The organism is Serratia sp. CY33802, assembly GCF_052169095.1.
GTDB lineage: Bacteria > Pseudomonadota > Gammaproteobacteria > Enterobacterales > Enterobacteriaceae > Serratia > Serratia bockelmannii.
In genome coordinates this window covers 1,236,132-1,248,088 of record NZ_JBJNLL010000001.1, presented here as the reverse complement: position 1 = coordinate 1,248,088, position 11,957 = coordinate 1,236,132, and the positions used below count along the sequence as shown (strand labels likewise).

Here is an 11,957-nt window from a genome sequence, read left to right as displayed (position 1 = left end):
TCAACCCTTGAAGATCAGTCGGGAGTTGGTCTGATTGCGAAAACGCAGCTGATCGATACCGATCTGCGAACGGTTCGCCGCTTCCCGCGCCGCCAGAATGGTGCCGTGGTGCGGCGATTTGCCGCAGACCGGGTCGGCGTTGTCGGCGTTGCCGGTTAGCATGAACGCCTGACAGCGGCAGCCGCCGTAGTCTTGCTCTTTCTCCGAGCAGGAACGGCAGGGCTCCGGCATCCAGTCATAGCCGCGATAGCGGTTAAAACCGAACGAGTGGTACCAGATATGCTGCAGATCGTGCTCCAGCACCGACGGGAAGGCGATCGGTAACTGACGGGCGCTGTGACAGGGTAACGCCATGCCTTCCGGCGTCACGCTCATGAAGATGGCGCCCCAGCCACCCATGCAGCCTTTGGGGCGCTCCTCGTAGTAGTCCGGCGTGACGAACAGCAGGTTGGCCAGCTTGCCGTCGGCGGCCATGCATTCGCGGTAGCGTTTCACCACGGTTTCCGCATCGGCGATCTGTTCGCGGGTCGGCAGCAGACCTTCACGGTTCAGGTGCGCCCAGCCGTAGAACTGGCAGGTCGCCAGCTCGACGTCGTCGGCGTCCAGCTGGATAGCCAGTTCGATAATGCGGTCGATCTGGCCGATATTATGGCGATGCAGCACGAAGTTGAGCACCATCGGATAGCCGAGCGCCTTGACCGCCTTGGCCATGGACAACTTCTGCTGAAATGCTTTGGCGGAGCCCGCCAGCGCGGCGTTCAACGTTTCATCGCTGGCCTGAAAACTGATCTGAATGTGATCCAGCCCGGCGTCGGCGAAGGTCTGCAGCTTTTTCTCGGTCAGGCCGATGCCGGAGGTGATCAGGTTGGTGTAAAACCCGAGATCGCGGGCGGCGGCGATCAGCTCGGGCAGGTCTTTACGCACCAGCGGCTCGCCGCCGGAGAAGCCGAGCTGCACGCTGCCCATCGCCCGCGCTTGGCGAAACACCTCGATCCACTGCGCGGTGGTCAGCTCTTTTTCCTGCGTGGCAAAATCGAGCGGGTTAGAGCAATAGGGGCACTGCAGCGGGCAGCGGTAGGTCAGCTCCGCCAGCAGCCAGAGCGGCGGATTCACCGCCGGCGCACGTGGTTCAGTCACGGAAGGTCACCCATTTTTGTTCGTAGGCGCGCTGGAAAAATTCCAGCACGTCGTCCGCTAACCCTTCGGCGCCGGGGAAGCGGGCGTTCAACTGGGCGATGATGCCGTTCAGCGTAGTGTGGCCGTCGACCAGTTGCAAAATGGCGGCGGCGCTGTCGTTCAGCTTGGCCATGCCTTCCGGGTAGAGGATCACATGGCTGTTTTGCACCTGCTCCCATTGCAGGCGGTAACCGCGGCGGAAGACGGGGGTGTGTTCAGGGTTCAGCGTCATTACACCAGCCTCTGGTTGTGCCATACCCGCGCGGCGGTCACGCTGTGGTAAGGCGGGCGGTTCAGGGTGTAGGCCATGCTCATGGCGTCCAGCATGCTCCACAGAATGTCCAGCTTGAACTGCAGGATCTCCAGCATGCGCTGCTGCTTTTCAACGGTGTCGCAATAGTCAAGCGCCAGCGCCAGGCCGTGTTCCACATCGCGGTTGGCCTGGCCGAGGCGGCTGCGGAAATAGTCGTAGCCGGCGGCGTCGATCCACGGGTAGTGCTGCGGCCAGCTGTCGAGGCGCGATTGGTGGATTTGCGGCGCGAACAGTTCGGTCAGTGAGCTGCAGGCTGCTTCCTGCCAGCAGGCGCGGCGCGCGAAGTTGACGTAGGCGTCCACCGCGAAGCGCACGCCCGGCAGTACCCGCTCTTCAGAGAGCAAAGTGTCGCGCTGCAGCCCAACGGCTTCGCCCAGGCGCAGCCAGGCCTCGATGCCGCCTTCGCTGCCGCCGTAGCCGTCGTGATCCAGGATGCGCTGTACCCATTTGCGGCGTGTTTCCGGTTGTGGGCAGTTGGCCATGATCGCTGCATCCTTAATCGGAATGCTGGTCTGGTAGTAGAACCGGTTGGCCACCCAGCCCTGGATCTGCTCGCGGGTCGCTTCGCCGTTGTGCATCGCGATGTGGTACGGGTGGTGGATATGGTAATAAGCGCCTTTGGCGCGCAGCGCCGCTTCAAACGCCTGTGGGTCAAGGGGGAGTGGTTGCGTCATGGCGGTTCCCTACAGTTCGATATTCATGCCGTCCCAGCTCACTTCAATGCCGGCGGCGGTCAGGCTTTGCCGCTCTGCCGAGTTTTCATTGAGGATAGGGTTGGTATTGTTAATGTGGATCAGGATTTTGCGCCTGGCGGGCAAGGTGGCGAGCAGGGCCGCCAGCCCGTGTTCTTCCGCCAGCGCCAGATGCCCCATGTCCTTGCCGGTATTGCGGCCCACGCCGGCGTTGGCCAGCTCGTTGTCGCGCCACAGCGTGCCGTCGATCAGCAGGCAGTCCGCGCGGTGCAGCCACGGCATCAGCGCCTCGTCCGGCTCACCCAGGCCCGGTGCGTACAGCAGCCCGACCCCGCGTGCGGTATCTTCGATAAACAGCGCCACGTTGTGGCCCGGCAACGGACGATCGCGGTACGGCGAATAGGGCGGCGCGTTGCTGAGCAGCGGAATGGCGGTAAAGCGCACGGTCGGGCAGACCGCCGTGTGGAACGGCTCGCCGGGCGTCACCGGGTGGTGAATCAGCCCGCCGTTCCAGTGGGATAGCATGGGAAACACCGGGAAGCCAGTGCTGAGATCGTCATGTACTTCAGGCGTGCACCAGACCTGGTGCGGACAGCCCTCACGCAAATTGAGCAAGCCCGCGCTGTGATCGATCTGGCTGTCGGTCAGCACGATCGCGCCGATGCCGGTGCCACGCAGCACCTCGGGGTTATTCAATTCGGGCGAGGCCAACAGTTGATGGCAAATGTCCGGGGAAACGTTGCACAGAACCCAGTTTTTACCGTCGTCGCTGATAGCGATGGAAGACTGCGTGCGGCGCGTGGCGCTGATGCTGTGGTCGCGAACGCCCCGACAGTTGTCGCAGTTGCAATTCCACTGGGGAAAGCCGCCGCCCGCCGCCGAGCCGAGAACTTTTATCTGCATGTCTAAACCAGAAAGAGAGGGAAAGAAATGCCCGCGCGAAGGGCGGGCAGACGGGCGATTAACGGTTGGAAATGTACAGCGTTACTTCCAGCCCCAGACGCAGGTCAACAAACTCAGGTTTAGTCCAGGTAGTCATAGCGGTGCTCCTTAGCATGCATCGTAATATGTCGAACCCAATGAGAAACGTTCGCATTCGGCCGGCCCAATGTTGGCGAAATGTGACGGAGATCGCAACCTTTAAAGCGTAACCGGGTTATTCACCCCAGGTGGCGGCGAGCACGTTCAGCCAGTTGCGCCAGGTCAGCTTCTCCAGCAGCCGGTTATCGAACCCGGCCTGCGCCAGCGCTTGCGTCAGGCGCGGCAGGCCTGCGGCGTCCTCCAACGGTTGCGGTACGTTGACCCCGTCAAAATCAGAGCCAAACCCCACGCGATCTTCACCAAGTTTAGCGATCAAATACTCAACGTGTTTAACAATTTCTGTTAAGCCGGTCGTTGCACTGTCACGTTTACCGTCCGCCCGCAGGAAGGCGGTGCCGAAATTGACGCCGACCATCCCGCCGCTCTGGGCGATGGCGTCCAGCTGCGCGTCGGTCAGGTTGCGTGGCTGCGGGCAGAGGGCATGGGCATTGGAGTGGGTAGCGACCAGCGGTGCGGTGCTCAACGCGGCGGTTTGCCAGAAGGCTTTCTCGTTCATGTGCGAGACGTCTATCATGATGCGGCGCTGATTGCAGGCACGGATCAGCGCCTCGCCGGCCGGCGTCAGGCCGGGGCCGGTATCGGGTGAGCCGGGGAACGACCCGCTGACGCCGGTACCAAAGGCGTTTGGCAGATTCCAGAATGGCCCGATGCTGCGCACGCCCAGCCGGTAGAAGGCCTCCAACTGCGTCAGTTCTGCATCGATCATGCCGGCGCCTTCGATATGCAGCACCGCGGCGATTTGCCGGTTGAGGCGGCACTGTTCTATTTCGGTGGCGGTGCGACAGATGCGCAGCTGCCCCTGAGAAGCCTGCTCCAGCTGCTGCAGGATGGCGATCTGCCGTTCGGCGATCGCCAGCGGATCGAAGGCGGCCTGCGCCTCGTCCTGCGTTTGATTACGCATCTGGGCGATATAGCTGACCGGAGGAATAAATACCGCGAACAGCCCGCCGAAAAATCCGCCGCGCCGCATGCGGGAGAAATCGAGGTGGCCCGGCGTGACGCGGGAATAAAAGGCGGCGACCGGATCGTCGTCATGCTGCAGCCACAGATTGAGCAGCAGGTCGTTATGGCCGTCGAAGACCGGCCAGAGAGGGGGAAGCGTCATGGGCGTTTCACTGAGTCAGGCATCGTGAACGCTATGTTCTCCCATCGAGCGAGGGGGAACAACCCTCGCTCGATGGGGAGATTCGAATGCAGTGAACATACGGAGATTAACCTGACCGAAATTATTTTCAGCCAGCGGTCAAGGTAATTTAAACGTGTGGATCAGCGTTGATTATGCCAATAAAATTGATGGTTCTGTAATATTTTAGACATTGATTTCTTGAATCAAATTTTATTTGTGGCAATATCGTTATCGCTTGTGTGTTGGGCACGCCCCCCCCCCTAACTCACTGTTTGAAAATGAATTTCACCACTATCAATATAATAACTGTTGGTTATATTTAATGTGATAATTAAATGTTCACAGTGAATTAAGCGTTGTTCCTTGCTACATTTTTATACCGAAGGATTGATCATGACCAAAAGACTACTCCTCTCCGCCTCACTGGCGAGCGCATTATTATTAAGCGGGTGTGCAAGCATCCCTCTCGCAACAGATCAAGAATCAGCGCATGCCAAAAGCTTCCCTGCGTTGGATGAAAACAAAGCGGGCCTCTATATTTATCGTGACAGTTTTGTCGGCAAGGCGTTGAAGAAAGATGTTTATCTTGACGGCAAATGCGTGGGTGAGACCGCGGATAAAACGTTTTTCTATACCCAGGTTGACGGCGGACAACAGCATAAAATCTCTACCGAATCTGAATTTTCTCCTAACGATCTTTCCATTTATACCGAAGCGGGGAAAAATTACTTCGTAAGACAATATATTAAGATGGGTGTATTCGTCGGCGGTGCCGGTCTGAGTCAATCGACAGAGGATGAAGGCAAACGTGTTATTTCTAAAGCTGCGGTAAAGCTTGCCAAGGGCGGCCGTTGCGATAGCTAATGCTCCTTGCCCGTGGGATTTCAGGGATATTCCTCCTGAAATCCCCATTATCTGTTTAAACCTTCGCTGTTTACCCTACGGCTATGAATGGAGTGACGATGTCACTCCGTTTTTCTTTAATGACAAACCGACAACACCAACTGCCGCAGCCAGCGGTGATCCGCCTCGGCGTCCAGGCGCGGGTGCCACATTTGCGAGACGGTAATGGGCGGCGTTTTCACCGGCAGCTCGAAGACGCGCAGCGGGCCATCGGCAGGTTGAGCCTGCAGGAAAGAGGTGGGCAGCAACGCCAACAGGTTTGAGGCTTGCGCCACCGCCAGCGCGGCGGGAAAGCTTGGCACCACGGCGGCGATATGGCGTGCCAGCCCCAGCTCCGCCAGCGCAGCGTCTACCGGCCCGAGAATGCGCCCGCTGCGCGAGGCCACCACGTGGCCGCAAGCGGCGTAGTCGGCGACGCCAATCTCTGGCTGTTGCGCCAGCGGATGTGCGGTTCTCATCACGCCAACGAAGCGATCGCGGAACAGCGCCTGCAGGCGGATTTCCGGGCCCATGTCACCCAACACGCCGATCTCCAGATCGACCAGACCTTCACGCAGGGTGCGGTCGCTTTTCTCCGGCTTGGGCGCAAAGCGCAACCGCACCCGCGGCGCCTGTTCGGCGGCGGCGGCGATCAGCGCCGGGCCGAAGGCCTCGACGAAGCCGTCATTGGCGCGCAGCGTGAAGGTACGATCCAGCGCGGCGGGATCCAATGCTCCCTGCGCCGGACGCAACACAGCGCGGGCTTCGAATGCCGCGTTTCGCGCCCGTTCGCGCAGCGTTTCGGCATAAGGCGTCAGCACCATATGACGGCCGGCGCGCACCAACAGAGGATCACCGGTGGCCGTGCGCAGCCGGCTGAGGGTGCGGCTCATCGCCGAGGCGCTTAAACCGAGACGCCGCGCCGCGCCGGCAACGCTGCCCGCCGTCAGCAGCGCGTCGAGTGCGATCAGCAGGTTGAAATCAGGGTCGGTCATGCGTGCGCATCCTGTCATGCTGAATAGGGGGAAAGGCGTTCGATGCAGTTTGTGCGTGCGAATGCTGCATCAGTCGCCATGCATTATGCCTGAGCCTGTTTTCGCTGTGCCATGACTTACCGCTAAAAAACCGGAGGGGGACTGGCCCGTTTGCCGTCTGAACATGGCGATAAACGCGGACGGATCGTTATATCCCAGGGTAGAGGCGACATATTTGACGGCTTTCCCTTCCTGTAACAGCGTCATCGCCATGAGGGTTTTGCTTCTCAGCTTCCATTCATTGAAAGAGATGCCGGTAGCGGCGAGAAATCGCCGCGACAGCGTACGCTCACTCAAGCCCAGCATGCCCGACCATTGTGTCAGGGTGTTGAGATCGTGCGGCGCGGCGCTCATCTTTTCGGTCATGATCTTGACAACGTCATCGCTGCCGAGCGGCAGGTAGCTGTCAAAACGCTCCGACAGCGCCAGCTGCTCAAGCAACGCGGTAACCAGCGTCTGGTCCTGAGGCGTGTGCGGATAGCCAATAAGCCTTTCTGAAAAATCGGCCAGCACCGCTTTGACGATCTTATTCAGCCGCAGGGTTTGCGGTCTGCTCGGTAAGGATTGGCATAGCGAGGGGCTGACATGAAGAATGACATAGTCAATTGCACTCTTTGCTACGGATTCATGTTCGGTATTAACGGGGAGCCAAATGGCATATTCCGGTGTGGATAAATAAATATTGTTCTCAATATTTATTTCCGCCAACCCTTTCATGGAATACATCAGTTTGCCCCATGGCAACGCCTGTAAAGGGAATTGCGTTCCTGCCGGCCAGGATTTATTTCTGAACCAAATCGATATTGGGATTTCCCCGGTCAATTCTGACGGTTTCATGACGCCTTCCTGTCCGTTCATGGCTGCGCCTTCCTATTATAACAATAAGTTGTCTGATAATCGGCATTTCTATTCTATGGGGAAAGCTTACTCTGGGCAGGTCATTCCCCTGGATAAAGGTAACAATATGTACGGTAAAATCATTGATCTTTCGGTGCCGCTGATGAGCGGGATCGCTTCCGATCCGGAGCGGTTTCTGCCGGAAATCGAGTATGTTGACAACAAGCGCGGAGCGTTGCAGCTGGCGGAATCATTTCCCGGCCTGGATCCCTTAGCGCTGCCGCGTCAGGAGGGCTGGGCGGTGGAATTTGTCCGCATGAGCACCCACGCGGGGACGCATATGGACGCCCCGTATCACTACCATTCGCATATGGACGACGGCTCTGCATCAAAAACCATTGATGAAATACCGCTGGAATGGTGTATCGGCCCTGGCGTCAAATTGGATTTTCGGCATTTTCCCGACGGCTATGTAGCCACTGCACATGATATTGAGCGTGAATTAGCGAGGATCGGCCATCCTATCGCCGCCGGCGATATTGTCCTGGTCAACACGGCGGCCGGCGGGCGTTACGGCAGCGAAGATTTTATTCATCGCGGTTGCGGCATGGGCCGTGAAGCGACGCTGTATCTTACTGAACGTGGTGTCAGGGTGGTGGGCACCGATGCCTGGAGCTGGGACGCGCCATTCAGCCATACGCGCACCAAATTTGAACAAAGCGGCGATATTTCGCTTATTTGGGAAGGGCACTATGCCGGCAGTCAATATCCTTATTGCCAGATTGAAAAACTGTGCAATCTTGAATTGCTGCCGCCCTGCGGATTTAACGTGATCAGTCTGCCGGTGAAGGTTTATAAGGCATCCGCCGGCTGGGCTCGGCCGGTTGCAATTATCGATGAACGCGCAGGGGAATAAACGATGGCCAGAATAAAACTGCCGGTAGTGAGTGAATTAACGGCTGAGCAGCAGCAGCAATATGCCCGTTTTCCCGCCAATCTTACGCTGGGTCTGTTGAAAACCAGCCGTTCGGCGCAGGGATATCTGTCCCTGGGCGCTTCTTTTCCGGCCGGGCGACTGTGTGATAAAGATCGGGAAATGATCATATTAAGGGTTGGCGCGTTAAGCCACAGCGCTTATGAGCGTATGCAACACTATCCGCTGGCGATCCTTGCGGGGTGGCGCGATGACGACATCGAGAAAATAGAGCAGGGTGTGGGCATCGACGCCAGAGGGACGGCCATCTTGCATTTTGTCGATGAATGCGTGAAGCAGGTGAAGGTCTCTGCCGACACATTTAACGCGGTCAGGCGCTATTATGACGAGGTTCAACTGGCTGAACTGGCATTAATGATTGGGCACTACATGATGACGGCGCGCTTTTTGGAAACGCTGGAAATCGATCTGGACCTACAAGCGACATCCTGGGAAAACATGTCAACGGATTGAATACGCGCACGGCGTGAGCGCGATAAAAAAGCCGATAACCTGGGGTTATCGGCTTTTAATGCGCAGTGGCAGAGGGTTACGCGGGCAGCTGCTGGGCGGTTTTCTCGACCAGCGCCAGCAACAGCTTGATGTCTTCCAGCGTCACGATCGGGTTCAGCAGCGTCATCTTCAGGCAGGTCACGCCATCGAACTCGGTCACGCCGACGTTGGCGCGGCCCGATTCCAACAGGGCGTCACCGATACGCTGGTTGAACAGCGCGACGGCCGCATCGCCGTTCGCCGCCAGCTGCGCCGGACGGTAGCGGAACAGCACGCTGGCCAGCTGCGGCTGCATCACCAGTTCCAGTGCTTCTTGATCGGCGATGTAGCGCGCCACCTGTTGCGCCAGCGTCACGCCATGATCGATGATCTCGGCGTATTGCTTCTGCCCGAGCGCTTCCAGCCCCATCCACAGCTTCAACGCATCGAAGCGGCGGGTGGTCTGTAGCGACTTGGACACCAGGTTCGGCACGCCTTGCGCTTCGTCGAACTCGGAGTTCAGGTAGGCCGCCTGATAGCGCATCAGCTCGTAGTGGCGCTCGTCTTTCAGCAGGAAGGCGCCGCAGCTGATGGTCTGGAAGAACTGTTTATGGAAGTCCAGGGTGATGGAGTCCACCAGCTCCAGGCCGTCCAGGTAGTCGCGGTACTGCTCGGAAAGCAGCAGCGCGCCGCCCCAGGCCGCATCCACGTGCACCCAAATCTGCTGCTCCGCCGCCAGCCGTGCGATGTCGCGCAGCGGGTCAATGGCACCGGCGTCGGTGGTGCCGGCGGTGGCGACAATCGCCATCACCTGCTCGCCGTTGGCCTTGGCCTGCGCCAGTTTTTCCGCCAGATCGTTCACGTCCATGCGGGCGAAGCGATCGGTTTTCACCAGGGTGACGGACTGATAGCCGAGGCCCATCAGCGCCATGTTCTTCTGCACCGAGAAGTGGGCGTTTTCAGAACAGAACACCTTCAGCTTGCGCAGATCGCCCACCAGACCGTCCTGCTGCACGGAGTGGCCCTGACGCGCGAAGAACGCGTCGCGCGCCAGCATCAGCCCCATCAGGTTGCTCTGGGTGCCGCCGCTGGTGAACACCCCGGCGTCGCCGGACGGGTAACCGACCTGGGCGCGGAGCCACTCGATCAATTTCATTTCGATCAGCGTGGCCGACGGGCTCTGATCCCAGGAGTCCATGCTCTGGTTGGTGGCGTTGATCAGCACTTCGGCAGCCTGGCTAATCACCAGGCTCGGGCAGTGCAGGTGCGCCACGCACTGCGGGTGGTGCACCGACAGGCTGTCTTTCAAAAAGTACTCGATGGCGCGCTCGATCGCCGCCTGGTTGCCCAGGCCTTGCGGGGTAAAGTCTAGCTGGATGCGCTCGCGCAGTTCGGCAACGCTTTTGCCCTGATACATCTCGGGCTGTTGCAGCCACTGCACGACGGCTTCACTGCTCTGTGCGATCGCCTGGCGGTAAGCCTCGGCGCTGTGCGCCGAGGAAGCCAGAATCGGGTTTAACTTGGACATCGCGGTCATTCGCTCCAATCAGACAGGCTTGACGCCGGCGGCCAACAGCGCCTGCTCAAATTTATCCAGGAAAATACCCAGCTCATCATTGGTGATCAGCAGGGAAGGCAACAGGCGCAGCACACAGCCGTTGCGCCCGCCGCGCTCCAGGATCAAGCCGGATTCGAAGCATTTTTTCTGCAGCAGCGCGGACAGCTCGCCATCGGCCGGGTAACAGCCCATGTGATCCTGCGCTTCGTTCGGCTTGACGATCTCGATGCCGATCATCAGGCCCAGACCGCGGACGTGACCGATCACCGGATAACGTTTCTGCAGCTCGGTTAGCTTGCCTTTGAGCCATTCGCCCTGAGCGGCCACTTTATCGGCGACCTTATGCTCTTTCAGGTACTGCAGGGTGGTCAGGCCGGTGGCCATCGCCAGCTGGTTGCCGCGGAAGGTGCCGGTGTGGTGGCCCGGTTCCCAGGCATCGAACTCTTTTTTGATGCCCAGCACCGCGAGCGGCAAGCCGCCGCCGACCGCTTTCGACATCACGATGATGTCCGGCTCGATGCCGGCGTGTTCGAAGGCGAACAGCTTGCCCGTACGGGCGAAACCGGCCTGAACTTCGTCGATGATCAGCAGAATGCCATGCTCCTGCGTCACTTTGCGAATGCGCTGCAGCCACTCGGCCGGCGCCGGGTTAACCCCGCCTTCGCCCTGAACGGCTTCCAGGATCACCGCCGCCGGTTTACGCACGCCGCTTTCCACGTCGTTGATCAGGTTGTCGAAGTAGTAGGTCAGCGCCTTGACGCCGGCTTCGCCGCCGATGCCCAGCGGGCAGCGGTATTCATGCGGATAAGGCATGAACTGCACTTCCGGCATCATGCCGTTGATGGCCGCCTTCGGCGACAGGTTGCCGGTGACTGACAGCGCGCCGTGGGTCATGCCGTGATAGCCGCCGGAGAAGCTGATCACGCCGGAACGGCCGGTGTGCTTTTTCGCCAGCTTCAGCGCGGCTTCCACCGCATCGGCGCCGGACGGGCCGCAGAACTGCAGGCAATACCCTTTGCCTTCGCCAGGCAACAGAGAGAGCAGGTAATCGGAGAAACGATCTTTCAACGGGGTCGTGAGATCGAGAGTATGTAACGGCAAGCCGCTGGTAATGACATTTTGGATGCTTTGCAGGACGTCGGGGTGATTATGTCCAAGAGCCAACGTTCCCGCCCCGGCCAGGCAATCAAGATATTGATTATTCTCAACATCAGTGATCCAAACGCCCTGGGCTTTCGCAATTGCCAACGGCAATTTGCGCGGATAACTCCTAACATTCGACTCAAATTCGGCTTGACGCGCCAAATAGGTTTCATTGTTTCCGTTTAATGAGTTTGCAACTAAAGTATCAATACGGACTTTATCCGTCATCATATCTCTCCTACAACCGAAGGTCTCAAGACGCAACGATTGAATTAATGAATTAGAAAAGTAACTGCCTTGTGAAAAGCGCGACCAATATATGGCTTTTTTGCCTGGGACTCAATAGCCGATTTTGTTTTGAATTGTTTAGTTTTTTCTTAGGCTCATCAATATGTTGTTGATTTGTTGACCGTTGGTTTTGCCAGCAAAAAACAACATTTCTTTAACATTGCGTAAAAATCCTTTTCTGCTTTCCTTTGGCTACTTCTTTAATGCATTTATTATTAAGGTGAATTTCCGATTAATAACATAAATAGAAAATAGCGGCTTATTTTCATCTATTCACCACCTTAAGTCCTATAGCGGTTATATACACAAAATTTGTGATGAATATAAGCGGTCGAGCGTTAA

Annotated in this window: 13 protein-coding genes; 3 read left to right on the top strand and 10 right to left on the bottom strand. The window is 58.1% G+C overall.

Annotation, left to right across the window (positions count from 1 at the left end; all coding sequences use genetic code 11):
• The 6 genes from pqqE to ACJ8HA_RS05815 form a co-directional block, all read right to left on the bottom strand.
• Positions 1-1,137, bottom strand: coding sequence for a pyrroloquinoline quinone biosynthesis protein PqqE (pqqE, locus tag ACJ8HA_RS05840; RefSeq protein ID WP_164063177.1), 1,137 nt, complete (start codon positions 1,135-1,137; stop codon positions 1-3).
• Complete coding sequence (pqqD, locus tag ACJ8HA_RS05835) at positions 1,130-1,408, bottom strand: pyrroloquinoline quinone biosynthesis peptide chaperone PqqD (RefSeq protein WP_016927749.1); 279 nt, start codon at positions 1,406-1,408, stop codon at positions 1,130-1,132. Before pqqD ends, pqqE begins: the two co-directional genes overlap by 8 nt.
• Positions 1,408-2,163, bottom strand: a complete 756-nt coding sequence (gene pqqC, locus ACJ8HA_RS05830; RefSeq protein ID WP_025302820.1) for a pyrroloquinoline-quinone synthase PqqC — start codon at positions 2,161-2,163, stop codon at positions 1,408-1,410. The genes pqqD and pqqC overlap by 1 nt, the downstream gene beginning before the upstream one ends.
• Positions 2,164-2,172: 9 nt before the next feature.
• Positions 2,173-3,084, bottom strand: coding sequence for a pyrroloquinoline quinone biosynthesis protein PqqB (gene pqqB, locus ACJ8HA_RS05825; RefSeq protein WP_442515249.1), 912 nt, complete (start codon positions 3,082-3,084; stop codon positions 2,173-2,175).
• Between the two features lie 58 nt (positions 3,085-3,142).
• Positions 3,143-3,220: a pyrroloquinoline quinone precursor peptide PqqA gene (gene pqqA, locus ACJ8HA_RS05820; protein WP_004937827.1), complete on the bottom strand. Its 78-nt coding sequence runs from the start codon at positions 3,218-3,220 to the stop codon at positions 3,143-3,145.
• Positions 3,221-3,337: 117 nt separating this feature from the next.
• Positions 3,338-4,387: a dipeptidase gene (locus ACJ8HA_RS05815; protein WP_049207640.1), complete on the bottom strand. Its 1,050-nt coding sequence runs from the start codon at positions 4,385-4,387 to the stop codon at positions 3,338-3,340.
• A 414-nt stretch (positions 4,388-4,801) separates the two neighbouring features.
• Here ACJ8HA_RS05815 and ACJ8HA_RS05810 point away from each other — a divergent pair, with 414 nt between their 5' ends.
• On the top strand, positions 4,802-5,272 hold the full coding sequence (locus ACJ8HA_RS05810) for a DUF2846 domain-containing protein (protein WP_025302823.1): 471 nt from the start codon (positions 4,802-4,804) through the stop codon (positions 5,270-5,272).
• A 116-nt stretch (positions 5,273-5,388) separates the two neighbouring features.
• Here the strand turns inward: ACJ8HA_RS05810 and ACJ8HA_RS05805 are convergent, their stop codons facing one another.
• Complete coding sequence (locus tag ACJ8HA_RS05805) at positions 5,389-6,285, bottom strand: LysR family transcriptional regulator (protein WP_442515248.1); 897 nt, start codon at positions 6,283-6,285, stop codon at positions 5,389-5,391.
• Positions 6,286-6,354: 69 nt separating this feature from the next.
• A complete protein-coding gene (locus ACJ8HA_RS05800) occupies positions 6,355-7,182 on the bottom strand; it encodes a helix-turn-helix domain-containing protein (protein ID WP_043137377.1) in 828 nt (275 codons plus the stop codon).
• Positions 7,183-7,288: 106 nt separating this feature from the next.
• On the opposite strand from ACJ8HA_RS05800, the gene ACJ8HA_RS05795 reads away from it, so the two are divergent.
• Together ACJ8HA_RS05795 and ACJ8HA_RS05790 are read left to right on the top strand one after the other, a co-directional pair.
• Complete coding sequence (locus tag ACJ8HA_RS05795; protein WP_173888820.1) at positions 7,289-8,077, top strand: cyclase family protein; 789 nt, start codon at positions 7,289-7,291, stop codon at positions 8,075-8,077.
• Between the two features lie 3 nt (positions 8,078-8,080).
• Positions 8,081-8,608 carry a carboxymuconolactone decarboxylase family protein gene (locus ACJ8HA_RS05790; RefSeq protein WP_025302827.1) on the top strand — a complete coding sequence of 176 codons (528 nt, stop codon included), beginning with the start codon at positions 8,081-8,083 and terminating at the stop codon, positions 8,606-8,608.
• A 76-nt stretch (positions 8,609-8,684) separates the two neighbouring features.
• On the opposite strand, the gene ACJ8HA_RS05785 is transcribed toward ACJ8HA_RS05790, so the two are convergent.
• On the bottom strand, positions 8,685-10,154 hold the full coding sequence (locus ACJ8HA_RS05785) for a pyridoxal phosphate-dependent decarboxylase family protein (protein WP_043137457.1): 1,470 nt from the start codon (positions 10,152-10,154) through the stop codon (positions 8,685-8,687).
• 18 nt (positions 10,155-10,172) lie between these two features.
• Positions 10,173-11,555, bottom strand: a complete 1,383-nt coding sequence (locus tag ACJ8HA_RS05780) for a diaminobutyrate--2-oxoglutarate transaminase (protein WP_071826114.1) — start codon at positions 11,553-11,555, stop codon at positions 10,173-10,175.
• Between the last annotated feature and the right edge of the window lie 402 nt (positions 11,556-11,957).